This window comes from Nonomuraea sp. NPDC052116 (assembly GCF_040680035.1).
GTDB classification, from domain to species: Bacteria; Actinomycetota; Actinomycetes; order Streptosporangiales; family Streptosporangiaceae; genus Nonomuraea; species Nonomuraea angiospora_A.
In genome coordinates, this window is sequence record NZ_JBFAWA010000001.1 from 164,408 (window position 1) to 181,170 (window position 16,763).

The 16,763-nt window shown below is 69.9% G+C and carries 14 protein-coding genes; 5 read left to right on the forward strand and 9 right to left on the reverse strand.

The window, feature by feature from the left end; all coding sequences use genetic code 11:
* Nucleotides 1-10 precede the first annotated feature (10 nt).
* From AB0L65_RS00760 to ctaD, 8 genes are all read right to left on the reverse strand, one after another.
* Nucleotides 11-949: a diacylglycerol kinase family protein gene (locus tag AB0L65_RS00760; protein WP_364239134.1), complete on the reverse strand. Its 939-nt coding sequence runs from the start codon at nucleotides 947-949 to the stop codon at nucleotides 11-13.
* A 91-nt stretch (nucleotides 950-1,040) separates the two neighbouring features.
* Complete coding sequence (locus tag AB0L65_RS00765; protein ID WP_364239135.1) at nucleotides 1,041-3,785, reverse strand: immune inhibitor A domain-containing protein; 2,745 nt, start codon at nucleotides 3,783-3,785, stop codon at nucleotides 1,041-1,043.
* Between the two features lie 146 nt (nucleotides 3,786-3,931).
* The gene (gene frdD, locus AB0L65_RS00770; protein ID WP_364239137.1) at nucleotides 3,932-4,273 is read right to left on the reverse strand and encodes a fumarate reductase subunit FrdD; all 342 of its coding nucleotides are present in this window, start codon (nucleotides 4,271-4,273) and stop codon (nucleotides 3,932-3,934) included.
* Nucleotides 4,270-4,653, reverse strand: coding sequence for a hypothetical protein (locus tag AB0L65_RS00775; protein WP_364239139.1), 384 nt, complete (start codon nucleotides 4,651-4,653; stop codon nucleotides 4,270-4,272). Before AB0L65_RS00775 ends, frdD begins: the two co-directional genes overlap by 4 nt.
* Nucleotides 4,650-5,384, reverse strand: coding sequence for a succinate dehydrogenase iron-sulfur subunit (gene sdhB / locus AB0L65_RS00780; protein ID WP_350722219.1), 735 nt, complete (start codon nucleotides 5,382-5,384; stop codon nucleotides 4,650-4,652). The genes AB0L65_RS00775 and sdhB overlap by 4 nt, the downstream gene beginning before the upstream one ends.
* Nucleotides 5,377-7,110 carry a fumarate reductase (quinol) flavoprotein subunit gene (gene frdA / locus AB0L65_RS00785; protein ID WP_364239140.1) on the reverse strand — a complete coding sequence of 578 codons (1,734 nt, stop codon included), beginning with the start codon at nucleotides 7,108-7,110 and terminating at the stop codon, nucleotides 5,377-5,379. Before frdA ends, sdhB begins: the two co-directional genes overlap by 8 nt.
* A 4-nt stretch (nucleotides 7,111-7,114) precedes the next feature.
* A complete protein-coding gene (locus AB0L65_RS00790; RefSeq protein WP_350722223.1) occupies nucleotides 7,115-7,348 on the reverse strand; it encodes a hypothetical protein in 234 nt (77 codons plus the stop codon).
* Between the two features lie 33 nt (nucleotides 7,349-7,381).
* On the reverse strand, nucleotides 7,382-9,085 hold the full coding sequence (gene ctaD / locus AB0L65_RS00795) for a cytochrome c oxidase subunit I (RefSeq protein WP_364239142.1): 1,704 nt from the start codon (nucleotides 9,083-9,085) through the stop codon (nucleotides 7,382-7,384).
* A gap of 269 nt (nucleotides 9,086-9,354) precedes the next feature.
* On the opposite strand from ctaD, the gene AB0L65_RS00800 reads away from it, so the two are divergent.
* Nucleotides 9,355-10,182: a TIGR03619 family F420-dependent LLM class oxidoreductase gene (locus tag AB0L65_RS00800; protein ID WP_364239144.1), complete on the forward strand. Its 828-nt coding sequence runs from the start codon at nucleotides 9,355-9,357 to the stop codon at nucleotides 10,180-10,182.
* Between the two features lie 95 nt (nucleotides 10,183-10,277).
* On the forward strand, nucleotides 10,278-11,483 hold the full coding sequence (locus AB0L65_RS00805; protein ID WP_364239146.1) for an aminotransferase class I/II-fold pyridoxal phosphate-dependent enzyme: 1,206 nt from the start codon (nucleotides 10,278-10,280) through the stop codon (nucleotides 11,481-11,483).
* A gap of 1 nt (nucleotide 11,484) precedes the next feature.
* On the opposite strand, the gene AB0L65_RS00810 is transcribed toward AB0L65_RS00805, so the two are convergent.
* Entirely contained in the window at nucleotides 11,485-12,054 is a 570-nt protein-coding gene (locus AB0L65_RS00810) for a hypothetical protein (protein ID WP_364239148.1), read from the reverse strand.
* Between the two features lie 100 nt (nucleotides 12,055-12,154).
* Between AB0L65_RS00810 and AB0L65_RS00815 the strand changes: the two genes are divergently transcribed.
* From AB0L65_RS00815 to AB0L65_RS00825, 3 genes are all read left to right on the forward strand, one after another.
* Nucleotides 12,155-13,516, forward strand: coding sequence for an FAD-linked oxidase C-terminal domain-containing protein (locus AB0L65_RS00815; protein WP_364239150.1), 1,362 nt, complete (start codon nucleotides 12,155-12,157; stop codon nucleotides 13,514-13,516).
* A gap of 205 nt (nucleotides 13,517-13,721) precedes the next feature.
* The gene (locus AB0L65_RS00820; protein WP_364239152.1) at nucleotides 13,722-16,040 is read left to right on the forward strand and encodes a protein kinase; all 2,319 of its coding nucleotides are present in this window, start codon (nucleotides 13,722-13,724) and stop codon (nucleotides 16,038-16,040) included.
* Nucleotides 16,041-16,106: 66 nt separating this feature from the next.
* Entirely contained in the window at nucleotides 16,107-16,748 is a 642-nt protein-coding gene (locus AB0L65_RS00825) for a TetR/AcrR family transcriptional regulator (RefSeq protein ID WP_364239154.1), read from the forward strand.
* Nucleotides 16,749-16,763 lie beyond the last annotated feature (15 nt).

A 16,763-nucleotide genomic window follows, 5' to 3' on the forward strand; every position in this document is an offset into this window, starting at 1 on the left:
CCCCGGGTGGTCAGCGGTCCTCGAAGGAGGCGGGCACCATCACGCGCACGCCATTGGGGACCACGCGCAGCCGGATCGGGGTGCGCAGCCGTACCTCGCCGTCCACGTCGGCCGCCATCGGCGGGTCGGTCTCCAGCAGCATCTCCCGCCCCACCACGAACGGCCCGCCGGCCATGCTGCGCCACCGCCCGGTGGTCGCCCTGATCAGGGTCTCGCCGAGCAGGCGCAGCTTCTTGCCCGAGCCGAGCTGGTAGGCCACCAGCATGCCGTTGTCGATGCTGATGTCCTTGGCCACCTGCCAGCCGCCGTGGAAGCGGCCGTTGGCGATGTTGAGCTGGTGGGTGAGCAGCTCGTGGCGCTGCCCCTCGACCGTGATGTACGCGCGGAACGGCGTGTGCCCCGGCAGGATCGTCAGAGCGGTCAGCGGGTAGGCCGGGCGCCCCACGATGCGCTTGAGCCACGGCTTGACCTTGCCCGCCACCTCGACGGACACCCCGAAGCTGGCCAGGTTGGCGAACGGCCGGTCGTCGGCCATGCCCAGGTCGATGTCGGCCACCTTGCCCTCGGCGAACACCCTGATCGCCCCCGCCAGGTCGAGCGGCAGGCCGAGGCTGCGGGCGAAGTTGTTGGTGGTGCCCAGCGGGAGCACCCCGAGCGCCACGTCGCGGTGGGCCACATGGCGCACGGCCGAGGAGAGCGTGCCGTCGCCGCCGCCCACGACGAGCAGGTCGGGCTCGGTGGCCAGGGCGGCGTCGAGCAGCTCGCGCAGCCGCTTGGGGTTGTAGACCGACAGCTCCACCAGCGGCTCGAAGCCGAGGTTGTGGATCTGCTCGATCACCTCGAAATAGTGGCGGCGGCCGCGGCGCGAGCGAGTGTTCACCACCACTGCCACCTTGCGATCTCTCCGGATCGCCTCGGTGTGCTCGTCTTTGGTGCGCAATTCGCTCATGGTCACCAATGGTAGGTGCAGACCGCGCTGCCTATGGTCGGCCGCCGGAACGCGGAAGGCCGCCGGGACGCCCCGGCGGCCTTCTTGATCGTTACTTCTTCGGCGGGACGACCTGGACGATGGCGCCCAGGTTGCCCGGCAGCGGGCTCACCAGCTTGAACTGCACGCCCAGCGCCTTGCCCTCGTCACCGGGGTTGCCGGTGCCGAGCACCGAGCCGGCGGCCACCTGGCCGTACAGCTCCGTGGCGGGGGTTCCGTCCGGGTGCACCACGCGGCTGCTGTACGTCTGGTCGCCCTTCGACGGCACGACCGCCGAGGCGTCGAAGTCACGGTAGTAGAGACCACTGCCGATCAGCTCGAGGCCCGGGTACCAGGTCTTCGCGTCGGTGAAGGCCGGGACGCCCTTCTGCGCGGGCAGGTCCGTGCAGTACTCGCTGAACGGCTCGTCCGCCGCCTCCAGGCACTCCTTGAACGGGTACGTCTTGCCGAACCCGAACGCGGCGTTGGACGACTGGACGCGTCCCTGGAGGTTCTTCTGCAGCGTCGGGTCCTTCTCGGCCGCGGTCCCGGTGCGGCGCAGCGGGTCGAAGTGCGAGTCCACGACCAGCAGGCTGCCCTTGGGCCCGAGGCTCGGCGGGAGCCGCAGGGTGTCGCCGACGTTGTTGTTGATGAACGTCGAGTCGCGGTACCACACCAGCAGGCCCGGCGCGTTGTACTTCAGCTTCTGCACCTTCCACGCCCCGTCGCGGAGGTAGTCGGTGTCGTAGGTGTACTGCAGGCCCTTGTCGAAGCCGTCGAAGTTGCGCCACTCGGCCAGGTAGAACCGGGAGATCTCGCGACTGCCGTTGTTGCGGGTCCAGCCCGTGCCGCTGGTGTTGGTGAACGTGCCGCCGACGGCCTTCCACCCGTTGTCGCCGTTCTCGACGTCGTCGCTCCAGACGGCCGTGCCGCCGTTGGTGAGCTGGAAGTCGTCGGCGTGCCAGCCGCGCTCCTGGAAGGCGGCGTCGGTGTTGTACGTCATCCGCAGCTTGATCGTCTTCCCGGCGAACGGCGTCAGGTTGACGTAGTCGTGCCGCCAGCCGCCGCTGTCACCGGTGAGGCCGTACTTCTTCTCGCCGAAGGCGTGCAGGTTCTTGTTCGGGTCCGGGTAGTCGTCAGGCGTGCTGACCTCGGCGCCGGCCTCGTCGAAGACCTTCTGCTGGGCCCAGGTCTGGCCGCCGTCGGTCGAGACCTCGACGAAGCCGAAGTCCCAGTCCTGCTCGATCACATAGTTGTTCCACATCCAGAACCTGAGATCGGTCCCGGCGGGGACGGGCAGGTCGCGGGTCACCGTGAGGTTGGCCCAGTCCTGGTCCAGACCGCTCCACCAGGCGTTCGAGCCGCTGTGGACGTCGATCATCTTGAGCGGGGTGGAGGCCAGGTTCACCCGGACGCCGTCCTCGGTGAGCTTGGGCGTGCGCGAGGACTGTCCGACCGTGACGAGCTTGGAGGCGTCGCCGGGATCGAACGTCTTCGGGTTCGCCCAGCCGAGCACCCACTTGTCCCACAGACCCATGTGGGACGGCATCGACTGGAAGATCGGGCCGGAGTGGGAGCCGCTGGACATCAGGTCCCAGAAGTCCACGGCCGAGCTGGCCTGGCCCGAGGTGTCGTACAGGTCGGGCAGGCCAAGGTCGTGGCCGTACTCGTGGGCGAAGACGCCGACGCCGGAGTCCTCGGGCTGCACGATGTAGTTGGAGATCTTCTTGTCGGTGCCGGGGATCTTGTAGCCGCCGGCGACCGCGCTGGAGTGGGCCCAGATCGCGTACGTGCCCTCGGCGCCGCCGTCGGACGACTTGTCCTTGCCGGCGTGCACCAGCACCAGGTGGTCGATCACGCCGTCGGGCTCGTTGAAGTTGCCGTCACCGTCGGCGTCGGCGACGTCCTCGACGTCGTAGTCCGCCCACGGGAAGCTCGGCTGGGCCTTGACCAGGCTCTCGACCACGTCGATCGGCAGCTGCTGGGCGCCGCGCGGGTTGTCGGGGTGGCCGGACATGTCCTGCGGAGGAGCGCCGCAGGCCGCGGCGCCGTACCAGGCCTCGGAGTGCGGGACCTTGATCCAGCCGGCCGCCGAGCCGGTGACGGAGTAGGCGCCCTTGGACATCTCCTCGTACATCTTCTTCATCGTGTAGCCGGAGATGTCGATGCCGGGCTTGCCGTCGCGCGGGTCCTTCAGGTCGGGGCGGACGCGCTCGGTGATGCCCTTGTCGGTGTAGAGCATCTTGTTGAAGTGCTCGGGGCTGAAGTCCTTGACCCAGAAGGAGTTGTTGTCCTTGTGCGGCAGCGTGGCCGGGTTGGGGATCTTGTTGTGGAGCGGCCCGTTCTTGAGCGTGCCGGGCGGCTCCACCACGCAGTCGTTCGCGTCGCTGTCGGTCGTGCGCGGCCGGTTGAAGCCCGAGAAGTCGTCGTTGGCCTGCTCGTTGAACTCGACGAGGATCGTCAGGAGCTTGGCCGTGCGGGTCTGCTTGGAGTTCTTGAAAATCCATTCAGCGGGATTGCGGCCGGTCCTGATGGCCTCGTTCTCGCGGGCGGCGAGAATGCGGCCGGCGGCCGGATTTCCACTGGTGAACTTGCGGTCGAACTTCTGTGCCGGACTGAGCGAGCGCTGGTTCTTGTCGTTGACCGACGGCTCCTGCGGGTCCTTCTCGACCGCCGGAGGAGCGTAGTTGATGTAGTAGTCCGCGGCGGTGGGCTCGTAGTTCGCGACGGACGCCGCCTGAGCCGTGGGCGCGGACAGGGCGGCGCCGAGAAGGGCGACCGCCGGCAATGCTGCTAATAAGCGCTTCGTGCTGGGCACCAGGAACCCTCTCTGCCCGGGGTCGCCGGGCGCATGGCCATAGGGGTGTGCAATGCCGGACGTTAGAGGGTGTTTCAACGAATAGTAAAGTACGTCGTTGAAATGTGATCAAAGGGGGACATTTAGCGCACTGTTGGCATAAGGAATCAGAACAATACGAGCCCCGCCACGATCCCGCCCGCGACGGCGCCCCCGTAACAGATCACCGCGATGACCGGGTCGAACCTGGCGATGCCGAGCACCTCCTCGCTGGTGAACCTGATCCGGTGCGCGGCGTGGAAGAGGCACAGCACGGCGACCCCGAGCAGCGCGAGCCGTACCGGCACGGGGTCGAGCAGCGCGCGCAGCTGCTCGGGGGCGGGCCAGTCGACCACGCCGAGCGGCATGAGCACCCCGAAGAGCAGCACGAGCACTGGCAGCACGAGCGCCGCCACCACTCCTCCGCCGCTGAAGAGCAGCCACAGGTACGGCTCCAGGGTGCGTCTCATGGCGACCTCAGGATGAAGTAGGCGATCAGGAGGGAGGTCGCCACCCACGCCGAGTGGTTGCCGCCCTGGATCATCCAGGCGGGCACCCGCCAGCCGTCCAGGCGGACGACCGTGGCCTTGGGGGCGAGGTTGAGGAACGTGATCGTGTGGAAGACGGTCGCGGCCAGCGCGAGCACGTTGATCGCGATCATCCACGGCCGGGCGGCCAGCGCGGCGAACTCCTGGAGGGTGCCGCCGCGCACCGCGTCGGCGAACATCAGCACGAAGACGATCGACCAGGCCACGAAGACGCTGGTCAGCTCGCGCAGCACGAACACCGCGCAGTGGCGGCTGCGGACGAACCAGAGGCTGTCGCGCGGCGGGCGATAGGCGGTCGTCATCGCCTGCTCCACGGCAGGACCGAACGCAGGGCGGCGGTCAGCTTGTAGCGCTGGATGGCCTCGGCCGGGTCCACGTGCTTGGGGCAGACCCGCGTGCACTCCCCGACGAACGTGCATCCCCAGACGGCGTCCTCCTGGTTGAGCACGTCGAACCGGTCGCCCATGTCGCGCGAGTCCAGGTTGTAGCGCTGGGCGAGCGCGATGGCGGCCGGGCCGAGGAAGTCGGGGTCGAGCACGTAGACGGGGCAGGCCGAGTAGCAGAGCAGGCAGTTGATGCACATGCTGTACTGCTTGTACGCCTCCAGCTGCTCGGGCGTCTGGGCGTACTCGGCGGTCAGCGGCAGCTCCTCACCCTCCCTGATCAGCCAGGGCCGCACGGACGACAGCTTGGCCAAGAACCCGTCGATGTCCACGACCAGGTCCCTGATGACCGGGAAGCCCTTCAGCGGCTCGATCCTGATCGGGCCCGCGCCGAACTCGGTGAGGAAGGTGCCGCAGGTCAGCCTGGGCTCGCCGTTGACGGTCATGCCGCACGAGCCGCACACGCCCATCCGGCACGACCAGCGGTACGACAGGCTGCCGTCGAGCTGGTCCTTGATGTGGTTGAGGCCGTCGAGGACCGCCCAGTCGGCCATGAGCGGCACGTCGTACCCCTGGAACACCGGCTCCTCGTCCTCGCCGGGCCGGTACCGGGCCACCTCGACCCTGATCGTCGCCGTCCCATCAGTCACGTCCGTACACCCTTTCTCCCGGAGGCCAGCGGGTGATCGTCACGGGGAGCAGCCCGACGGACGGGGTGCCGTCGGGTGCGCGGTGCACCAGGGAGTGCGCGAGGTAGGCGGCGTCGTCCCTGGCCGGGAAGTCGGTGCGCTGGTGCGCGCCGCGCGACTCCTGCCGGTTCAGCGCGCAGGCCACGATGGTCTGCGCGACCTCCAGCATGGTGTGCAGCTCCTGAAGGTTGATCAGCTCGGTGTTGAACGCGGTGCTCGTGTCGTCGATGCGGACCTCCTCGGCGCGCTCGCGCAGCTCCGCGAGCGTGTCGACGGCCTTGGTGAGCACGTCGCCCGTGCGGTAGATGCCGGCGGCCCCTTCCAGGGTGTGCTGCATCTCCTCGCGCAGGTCGGCGATCCGCTCACCGGTGCTGCTGCCCTCCCGGACGCGTTCCAACCGGCGCCGCTCGTCGGCCCCCTGGCTCCGCACGGCGGCCGGCTCGCCGTCTCGGTGCGACCTGGCGAACTCGGCGGCGGCGATCCCGGCCCGGCGGCCGAAGACCAGGCACTCGGGCAGCGAGTTGGAGCCGAGCCGGTTGGCGCCGTTGATGCTCACGCAGGCGGTCTCCCCGGCCGCGAACAGCCCGGCGACGGGGGTGGCGCCGTCGATGTCGGTGTGGACGCCGCCCATCATGTAGTGCACGACCGGGCGCACCGGGATGAGGTCGGTGGCCGGGTCGAGGTTCTGGTAGCTGCGGCACAGCTCGCGTACGAACGGGATGCGGGCGTCGATCTTGCTCTCGCCCAGGTGGCGCAGGTCCAGGTAGACGACCGGGCCGTACGGGGTGTCCACCGTGCGGCCCTTCTGCTGCTCGTGCACGAACGCCTGGGAGAGGCGGTCGCGCGGGCCCAGCTCCATGCTGCGCAGCTTCGGGGTGGGCGTGGGCTTGCCGAGGTCGTAGTCCTGCAGGTAGCGGTAGCCGTCCTTGTTGATCAGCCAGCCGCCCTCGGCCCTGGCCGCCTCGGTGATGAGGATGCCGGTGAACGGCAGGCCCGTGGGGTGGTACTGGACGAACTCCATGTCCTTCAGCGGCGCTCCCGCCCGGTAGGCCAGGGCCATGCCGTCGCCGGTCTTGATGGCGGCGTTCGTGGTGAAGGGGAAGACGCGGCCGCAGCCGCCGGTGGCCAGGATGACGGTCCTGGCGGCGATGGTCTCGATGCGGCCGGTCCTGATCTCGACGGCCACGACGCCGTGGACGCGGCCGTCGTCGACGACGAGCTTGGTGACGTACCACTCGTCGTACCGCAACACGTCCTGATATTTCAGGGTTGTTTGGAACAAGGTGTGCAAGAGGTGAAAGCCCGTTTTGTCGGCCGCGTACCAGGTGCGCATCTTCTTCATGCCGCCGAACGGGCGGACCGCCACGCGCCCGTCGCCCTCCCGGCTCCAGGGGCAGCCCCAGTGCTCGAGCTGGATCAGCTCCTCGGGCGCCTCGGCCACGAACGCCTCGACGGCGTCCTGGTCACACAGCCAGTCACCGCCGGAGATCGTGTCGTAGCAGTGCTCGTCGAGCGTGTCGCCGACGCCGATCACCCCGGCGGCGCCGCCCTCGGCGGAGACGGTGTGGCTGCGCATCGGATAGACCTTCGAGATGACCGCCACCTTCAGGGACGGGTCACTCTCGGCGACCGCGACGGCCGCCCGCAGGCCCGCTCCGCCTCCTCCGACGATGAGCACGTCGATCATTACGTCACTTCCCGTGGTCGGGTTGTATCGGGTCCTTCACCCGTTTGCCGTCGTGCCGGATGGCGGACAGGTGGATGCTGCCGTCGTGGTACTCGTGCCGGATCCGGCGGCAGCCGCAGTCGAAGAACTGGTCACGGATCACCAGGCCGTAGCCGTCGTCGTCGACGAGACGCTCACCGCCGGACTTCTTCCCGCAGGGGGCCGTCTCGGGGGTGAAGGGGATTCGCGTGCCTGACATCGCCGATCTCCCTAGATAGGCGAAATTTCATGATCAGTCGGGATTTTCCGGGCGAGGCACGGCCTCGGAGGCTTCGTCGTGCTCAACCACTGAAGGCAGCTCCGCCTGCTCGCGGGGGTAGTGCAGGTCGAAGGCGGGCCGTTCGGAGCGGATCGGGGGCATGCTGACGAAGTTGTGGCGCGGCGGCGGGCAACTGGTGGCCCATTCGAGGGAGCCGCCGTACCCCCACGGGTCGTCGAGGGTGACCTTGGGCGCGTGCCTGGCCGTCTTCCAGACGTTGTAGAGGAACGGCAGCGTCGAGGCCCCGAGCAGGAACGCCCCGGCGGAGGAGAACTCGTTGAGCGCGGTGAAGCCGTCGCCCGGGCTGTAGTCGGCGTAGCGCCTGGGCATGCCGAGCATGCCGAGCCAGTGCTGCACCAGGAACGTGGTGTGGAAGCCGATGAACAGCGTCCAGAAGTGCACCTTGCCGAGGCGGTCGTCGAGCATCCGGCCGGTCATCTTCGGCCACCAGAAGTAGAAGCCGGAGAACATCGCGAACACGACCGTGCCGAAGACGACGTAATGGAAGTGCGCGACCACGAAGTACGTGTCGCTGATGTGGAAGTCGAGCGGCGGCGAGGCCAGGATGACCCCGGTGAGCCCGCCGAGCAGGAACGTCACCAGGAACCCGACGGCGAAGAGCATCGGCGTCTCGAAGCTCAGATGGCCCCGCCACATCGTGCCGATCCAGTTGAAGAACTTCACCCCGGTCGGCACCGCGATGAGGAACGTCATGAGCGAGAAGAACGGCAGCAGCACCTGGCCGGTCGGGAACATGTGGTGGGCCCACACGGTCATCGACAGCCCGGCGATGGTGATCGTCGCGCCGACGAGCCCCAGGTAGCCGAACAGCGGCTTGCGGCTGAAGACCGGGATCACCTCGGAGATGATCCCGAAGAACGGCAGCGCGATGATGTAGACCTCGGGGTGGCCGAAGAACCAGAACAGGTGCTGCCAGAGCAGCGCGCCGCCGTTCTCGCTGTGGAAGACCTGCGTGCCCAGCTTGCGGTCCGACTCCAGCACCAGCAGCGCCGCGGCCAGCACGGGGAACGCCATCAGCACCATCATGCTGGTCAGCAGCACGGTCCAGGTGAACAGCGGCACCCGGAACATGGTCATGCCGGGCGCCCGCATGCCGATGATCGTGGTGATGAAGTTGACCGAGCCGAGGATCGTACCGAGACCCGACAGCGCCAGACCCATGATCCACAGATCGCCGCCGATCTGCGGCGAGTACAGCGCCGTCGACAGCGGCGTGTAGGCGAACCAGCCGAAGTCCGCCGCCCCGCCCGGGGTGAAGAACCCGGCCACCACCATCAGCCCGCCGAACAGGAACATCCAGTACGCGACCGCGTTCAGCCGGGGGAAGGCCACGTCGGGCGCGCCGACCTGCAGCGGCATGACCACGTTCGCGAACCCCGCGAACAGCGGGGTGGCGAACAGCAGCAGCATCACCGTGCCGTGGATGGTGAACAGCTGGTTGTACTGCTGCTGGTTGACCAGCTGCATGCCGGGGGAGACGAGCTCGGCCCTGATGACCATGGCCATGAGGCCGGCCACGAGGAAGAACCCGAACGAGGTGATCAGGTAGAGGTACCCGATGACCTTGTGGTCGGTCGTCGACAGCCAGGAGGCGAGGACGGTCCCGGTGCGGCGGCGCCTGACCTGCTCGATCGAGGTCTCGCGAACAGTCGTCACGGCTGCTCCCTCCAGTGCGGAGTGCTACCTGCGACGGACCGCTGGACGCCGCCCACCTCAGGCGCGATTCGGCTACCTGCGGCGGACCGCCGGATGCGGCCCACCATGGCCTGCCCCGATCTACCCATTCCACGCCAAGCGGCGCCGCTCGGGAAGACGTTCTTTGACATTCGCACCGGAAGGTTTGACATGCGGGCGCGGCATGCGACCCATGCGTGATCGTCGCTGGTGGATCGCTTGGATCCGGCCTAGCGTTTCCAGGCGTGCCCATGACGCTCGGATTTCACATGCCCAACGGCTACGCCGGCGCCGACCGGCGCGGCGCCGCCAGGATCGCCGCGCTGGCGGAGGAGCTGGGCTACGACTCGCTGTGGACGGCCGACCACGTGGTCCTGCCCAGCCCGCGGGTCGAGCCCTCGCCGCTCGAACCCGGCGCGCCGCTGCTGGACGCCGTGGTCTCGCTGGCGTTCCTGGCCGCGCACACCGAGCGGATCCTGCTGGCCACCGGCTGCGTGGTGCTGCCCCAGCGCGACCCGCTGGTGCTGGCCAAGCAGCTGGCGAGCGTGGACGTGCTCAGCGGCGGACGGCTGGTGTTCGGGGCCGTGGCCGGCTACCTGGAGCCGGAGTTGCGCGCGCTCGGCGTGCCCCTGGAGGGCCGCGGCGAGCGCACGGCCGAGTACCTGCGCGCGATGCGCGCGCTGTGGGAGCAGGACGAGCCCGCCTTCCACGGCCGATATGTCTCGTTCGAGGGCATCGACGCCCACCCGCGCCCGCTCGGACGCGTGCCGGTCGTCATGGGCGGCCACACGCGCGCCGCGCACCGGCGGGCCGCCGAGCTGGCCGACGGCTGGTACGGCTGGATGCTGGGCCTGCGGGCGGCGGCGGCCCAGATCGAGTCCGTACGCGCCGAGGCCGCGGCGGCGGGCACCACCCCGCATATTTCGGTCACCCCGGCCCGCCCCCTCGACCCCGCGACCGTGCGCGCCTACGCGGACGCGGGGGTGGACCGGCTCGTCCTGGCCCACCGCCCCGGGCTGTCCCTGGCGGAGGTGGAGGACTTCCTGCGCCGCAACGCCCCCGGCCGCCTCCTCGCCTGACGCGCCACATGTCCCACATTGCGGATATCCGCGGGCTCACCGGGTGAGGTCTTCTATCCTTCGTAGCCGGACCCGACTTCGGAGGAGAAGATCCCGTGACTGCTCAGGCTGACTACGCCGCCCTCGTCCAGCGAGGGCTCTCGCTCGACCTCACCAGGGGCAAGCCGTCGCCGCGCCAGCTCGATCTCTCCAACGACCTGCTCAAGCTGCCCACGTCCTACCGGGCGGCCGACGGCACCGACGGCCGCAACTACGGCAACCTGCAGGGCCTGACCGAGCTGCGCGAGCTGTTCGCGCCGCTGGTCCAGGTGCCCGCCGGCCAGCTCGTCGTCGGCGGCAACTCCAGCCTGGCCCTGATGCACGACACGATCGTGCACGCGCTGCTGACCAGGGTGCCGGGCGCCGCGCGGCGGTGGGTGGAGGAGCCGGAGGTCACGTTCCTGTGCCCGGTCCCCGGATACGACCGGCACTTCACGATCACCGAGCGGTTCGGGATCAAGATGGTGCCCGTCCCGATGAACGCCGAGGGCCCCGACATGGACGTGGTCGAGCGCCTGGTGGCCGCCGACGCGAGCGTCAAGGGCATCTGGTGCGTGCCGAAGTACAGCAACCCGTCCGGCGTCACCTACAGCGACGAGACGGTCCGCAGGCTGGCCGCCATGCCGGCCGCCGCGCCCGACTTCCGGATCTTCTGGGACAACGCGTACGCGGTGCACCACCTCACCGACACCCCGGACGAGCTGGCCGACCTGCTCGCGCTCGCCGCCGAGCACGGCGACGCCGACCGCGTGTTCGTCTACGCCTCCACCTCCAAGGTGACGCTGGCGGGCTCCGGCGTGTCCTTCTTCGGCTCCTCGCCCGCGAACGTCGAGTGGTTCCTGCACAACACGGGCAAGCAGTCCATCGGCCCCGACAAGCTCAACCAGCTCCGCCACGTCGAGTTCCTGGGCGACCCGGCGGGCGTGGCCGCGCACATGCGGCGGCACGCGGAGCTGATCGGGCCGAAGTTCGAGCTGGTCGACAAGGTGCTGACCGAGCGGCTCGGCGACCTCGGCACCTGGACGAGCCCCGCGGGCGGCTACTTCATCAGCCTGGAGGTGCCGCACGCCGCCGAGGTGGTGGCCAGGGCCAAGGCCGCCGGCATCGCGCTGACGCCCGCGGGCGCGACGCACCCGTACGGCAAGGACGCCGCCGACCGCACGATCCGGATCGCCCCGACCTTCCCCGGGCTGGACGAGCTGGAGCAGGCCATCGAGGGCCTGGCCGTCTGCGCCCGCGCGGTGGCGGAGGAGCTGGGCTGAGCTAGCGGCCGTTCCTGAAGCCGAAGATGTACTCGCGCGTCTCGCTCGGATGGAACGAGACGCCGACCCCCGGCTCGAACACGACGTTGTCGCGCGCGCAGTAATAGAGGCCCTCCCACACGGCCAGGGCCTTCTCCCTGGCCGGGGCCTCGATGGTGTCGCGCTTCCTGGCGCCGTACGAGCCGAGCACGTTCAGCAGCCCGAGCCCCCAGAACAGGCCGGTCAGGCAGAACGGGGCGAGCAGCACCTCGCCCCACTTGGGGTCCTGGCCCATGGCGATGACCAGCGACACGACCAGGTGCACCAGGGCCGCCACCAGCAGCAGGAGATAACCCTGGTTCCTGGCCCACGGGGTGTAGTGGCGGCTGGGGAACGACAGCCAGACCGCGAGCTGCGTACGGCTCATGACATGTTTCGAGGCGCCCAGCGCCGCCGCCGTGGGCAGATCGGCGACCTCGCGCACGCCGGGCAGCCGCACTCTGCCGATCTTGTACGTGGTCCCGGAGGCCACCGCTCCGGGGACCGCGGCGACCTGGTCGGTCTCCGAACACACCGGGCACCTGACTTCCACCTGGGCAGTTTGGCCTTAAGTAACGACCTGCGCAAACCGGGAGGCGGAGCGTGTCCGGCCGGACCCTCCGGCCGAGTGATTTCGACCTAAAGTGCATGATGTGAAGCCGATTGATGCGTTGGTGAGCTCTCTGCCCGAAGGTCGCGTCCTGACCGACCCGGATGTGATCGACTCCTACGCCCGCGACCGGACGTTCGTGGCGCCGGGCAAGCCGCTCGGCGTGGTGCTGGCCACCTCGCGCGACGACGTGGTCACGACGTTGAAGTGGGCCACCGAGCACCGGGTGCCCGTGGTGCCGCGGGGCGGCGGCTCTGGCCTGGCGGGCGCCGCCGTCGCCGGTGACGGCTCGATCGTGCTCTCGCTGGCCAGGATGAACGCGATCAGGGAGCTCTCCCCCGCCGACGAGATCGCCGTCGTCGAGCCCGGCGTCATCACCGCCGACCTGGACAGGGCCGCCAGGGAGCACGGGCTCATGTACGCGCCGGACCCCTCGTCGTACGAGATCTCCACGATCGGCGGCAACCTGGCCACGAACGCGGGCGGGCTGCGGTGCGTGAAGTACGGCGTGACCAGGGACTCGGCGCTCGGGCTCGAGGTGGTGCTGGCCGACGGCCGCGTGATCGGCACCGGCCGGCGCACGATGAAGGGCGTCACGGGCTACGACCTGACCGGCCTGTTCGTCGGCTCCGAGGGCACGCTCGGCGTCATCACCGCGGCCACGGTCCGGCTCAGGCGGGCGCCCACGGCGCCGCCGGCCACGTTCGCGGCGGAGTTCGGCTCGCTCCGGGACGCGGGCGCCGCGGTCTCGGCGATCATGGCGGCGGGCTGCCAGCCGTCCCTCATGGAGCTGATCGACCGCGCCTCGCTGGAGGCCCTCGACGACTGGCTCAACATCGGGCTCGAACCGGACACGCAGGCCACGCTGATCGGCCAGTCCGACGCCACCGACAGCCAGGCCATGGTCGAGCGCATGGAGCGGCTGTGCCTGGAGAACGGCGCCTCGTTCGTGGCCGTGTCCTCCAGCCCGCAGGAGGCCGAGGAGCTGATCAAGCTGCGCCGGCTGGACTACCAGGCCAAGGAGCGGCTCGGGGCGTGCCTGGTGGAGGACGTGTGCGTGCCCCGGTCCCTGCTGCCCGACATGATCACCGCCATCGAGGAGACGTCCGCGCGGCACGGGGTGAGGATCCTCACGGTGGCGCACGCCGGCGACGGGAACCTGCACCCGGTCTTCATCTTCGACCGCGGCATGCCGGAGCCGCCGGCGGAGGTGTGGGCGGCGGCGGACGAGGTGTTCACGCGCGCGCTGGAGCTCGGGGGCACGCTGACCGGGGAGCACGGGGTGGGCCTGCTGAAGCGGCGCTGGCTCGACCTGGAGTCGGGGCCGGTGGTCACCGAGGTCCAGCAGGGCATCAAGGCGGTCTTCGACCCCCTGGGGATCCTCAACCCGGGCAAGGCGATCTAGCTCTGGCCTGGAGAATCTCGAACTGTGGGCACCTTGACCAAGCCGTGACATTGGGGCCGGAAGCCCGTCCGACCTGCGAAGAAGGGCTTACAGCGGCCTGACTTTCTTCGTCAAAACATGAAACTTCTGACAGGTCCGGCAGACGTCCCAACCATCACGCTGGTAGCGTTTTGCCCCATCTAATGGGTTGTAATGGGGGTCCGACGTGAATCAGTTCCAGCCGTTGGCGGCGGACGATCCGCGGCGGCTGGGGGCGTATGAAATCGTCGCCCGGCTCGGCGAGGGCGGCCAGGGCGTTGTCTATCTGGGTAAGAGTGATTCCGGGGAACAGGTAGCGGTCAAGCTGCTGCACAACGCCCTGGTGGCCGACGCCGACGCCAGGACGAGGTTCCTGCGCGAGGTGGCGGTGGCACAGCGGGTGGCCAGGTTCTGCACCGCTCCAGTGCTCCACGCCGACCTGGATGGCAGCCGTCCGTACATCGTGAGCGAGTACGTCCCGGGGCCGTCGCTGCGTGAGATGGTCATCAACGAGGGGCCGCGGCGGGGTGCGGCGCTCGAACGGCTCGCGATCAGCACGGCCACCGCGCTCGCGGCCATCCACCGCGCCGGCATCCTGCACCGCGACTTCAAGCCCGCCAACGTCCTGATGGGGCCCGAGGGTCCCGTCGTGATCGACTTCGGTATCGCCCGCGCCCTGGACTCGCCCGGCGCGACGGCCACGGGGATGGCCATGGGCACGCCCTCGTACCTGGCGCCCGAGCAGCTCAGCGGGGCGGCGGTGTCGGAGGCGGCCGACGTGTTCGCCTGGGGCGTCACGATGGTGTTCGCGGCGACGGGCAAGCCCGCCTTCGGCGCCGACTCCATTCCCGTGGTGATGAACCGGATCCTCAACGAGGAGCCGGAGCTCGGGCGGATGGAGGGCATGCTCGGGGAGCTCGTCGGCCTCTGCCTCTCCAAGGACCCCGCGCAGCGGCCCAGCGCGGACGAGCTCATCGTCCGCCTCACCGGCCAGCCCGCCCCGAAGTCCGCCATCGAGCCGGTGACGGGCCAGCAGCTGATCGGCGGCGCCGTCGCCGCGGCCGGTGCGGGCGTGGAGGGTGGCGCTCCTGCGGCGAAGGGCCAGGACGTCTACCCGGGCCCCTGGACCCAGCCCACCGGCCCCGTCCCGACCGTCCCTCAGACGGGCCCGTACGGCCGCCCCGCCGCGGCCGCCGCCCAGGCCGCGTCCCCCATGCCGGGCAACCAGCCCCAGGGCACCCCGCAGCCGGGAACGCCCGGTGGACCGGGAGCCCCCGGTGCGCCTCAGCCTGGGATGCCCGCCGGGCCGGTCGGCGCCCAGCCCGCAATGCCCGGCAACGCCACGCCAGGGGCGCCGGTGCCGGGAAACGGCCCGCAGGTGCCTCAGGGCGGCCCGCAGGCGCCTCACGGTGGCCCTCAAGCGCCTCAGGGCGGCCCGCAGGGTCCGGGCGCGCCCGGAATGCCACCGCAGCACGGCGCGGCCGGGCAGCACGGTGCGGGCGCCTCCGGGATGCCGCCGCACGGCCCCGGCACGCCTCAGGGCCAGTCGCCCTTCCAGGGGGGAACGCCAGGCGGACCGGGCAGGCCCGGAACGCAGGGCGGCCCCACCCGTCCCGGCGGCCCGTCGGGCCCCGGTGACGGCGCACCCGCGAAGCAGCGCCGGACGTTGATGCTCGCTCTGTCCGGAGCCGCGGCCGCCGCCCTCCTCGTGGTCGTCGGCGCCGTGGTGGTGCAGGCCAACACCAAGGAAGTCCCGGTGGTGGCCGTCGGCAACTCCTCCAACAAGACCAGCAGCGACGGCTCCGGCGGCGGCCAGCCCGTCGACCCGCCGCCGGGCGACCAGACCCCGGTGCCGCTGCCCACGGACACCTCGGTGTCGGTGCCCACCCTGAGCGTCGATCCGACGGAGAGCAAGAAGGCCAAGCACACCAAGCAGCCGGAACCCATCGCCGAGGTCCCGAACCCGGTCACCCAGGCACCCCAGCCCCAGACCACGACGAAGCGGCCGCACCCCACGCCCAAGCCGTCCGAGACCAAGACGAAGAAGAAGTCGTCCGACATGGTCGACCCCGTGGTGGAGCCGACGCTGAGCGACTCGACCGGCGAGCCGTCCTCCGGCCCGACGAGCAACATCCCCTCCACCGCCAAGCCGGGCAAGACGTACACCCCGCGCAAGCCGAACCCGTACAAGGCGACGAGCGTGTGCGGCTCCGGCTACAAGGTCATCGACTCGCGCTCCATCGCCGGCGGCAACGCGACCGTCTACCTCCTGTACAACTCCGCCGCGGGCAAGAACTGCGTGGTCACGATGTCGCGCATGCTGTTCCCGGAGAAGGCGCAGATGAACGCCATCCTCCAGGTGAAGGGCGGCTCCAGTGCCAGCAACCCGGGCAACTTCACCGCCTACGCCGGCCCGATCCGTCTGCCCGGAAAGCAGAAGTGCGTGATCTGGGGCGGTTCGTGGGGCGGCCAGAGCTGGAAGTCCGGCTGGAGCCACTGCACCTGACCTGACGACGACATCCGCTGAAAAGGGCCCCTTGTGCGGGGCCCTTTTTGCGTTAGCGTAGTTGACGTGATCGTCAGGTCTTCGGTGCCGACGTCCAGGGGCAGGCGGACGCGGGCCGCGCTCCTGCAGGCTGGGCGGGAGGCGTTCGAGGAGCACGGGTACGACGCCGTGCGGATCGACGACGTGTGCGGGCGGGCCCGGGTGTCCCATGGCACGTTCTACACCTACTTCGACTCCAAGGAAGCGCTGTTCGGCGAGGTCGCGGCGGCCGTGGTCGGGGAGATGTTCGCGGCCAGCGTGGTCGGCGCGGCGGCGGACCCGGACGACCCGTACGCCCGGATCGAGGCGGCCAACCGGCTCTACCTGCGGGCCTGGGCGGCGAACTCGCGGCTGGTGCGGATGGTGGAGCAGGCGGCCACGTCGTCCGAGGAGAGGTTCGGGCGGTTGCTGCTCGAGCTGCGGGAGGTGTTCGTGCGGCGGGGCGCGGAGGGGCTGAAGCGGCTGCAGGAGCAGGGGCTGGCCGATCCGGAGCTGGATCCGCGGCTGACCGCCGTCATGCTGGGCGGGATGGTGGAGCACTTCGCCCACGTGTGGCTGGATCTCGGGGAGCGGGCCGACGAGCAGGTGGCGGTCGATCACCTGACGCGGTTGTGGGCGAGGGCGATCGGGTTGACGGGAACGTCAGGTTCGCGGGAGGAGGGCGCGTGATCAGGAGCAGGCTCG

Coding starts and splice junctions, on each gene's coding strand:
- AB0L65_RS00760 (WP_364239134.1), bottom strand. CDS start 949: ATGAGCGAATTGCGCACCAAAGACGAGCACACCGAGGCGATCCGGAGA.
- frdD (WP_364239137.1), bottom strand. CDS start 4,273: ATGAGACGCACCCTGGAGCCGTACCTGTGGCTGCTCTTCAGCGGCGGA.
- AB0L65_RS00775 (WP_364239139.1), bottom strand. CDS start 4,653: ATGACGACCGCCTATCGCCCGCCGCGCGACAGCCTCTGGTTCGTCCGC.
- frdA (WP_364239140.1), bottom strand. CDS start 7,110: ATGATCGACGTGCTCATCGTCGGAGGAGGCGGAGCGGGCCTGCGGGCG.
- AB0L65_RS00790 (WP_350722223.1), bottom strand. CDS start 7,348: ATGTCAGGCACGCGAATCCCCTTCACCCCCGAGACGGCCCCCTGCGGG.
- AB0L65_RS00800 (WP_364239144.1), top strand. CDS start 9,355: ATGACGCTCGGATTTCACATGCCCAACGGCTACGCCGGCGCCGACCGG.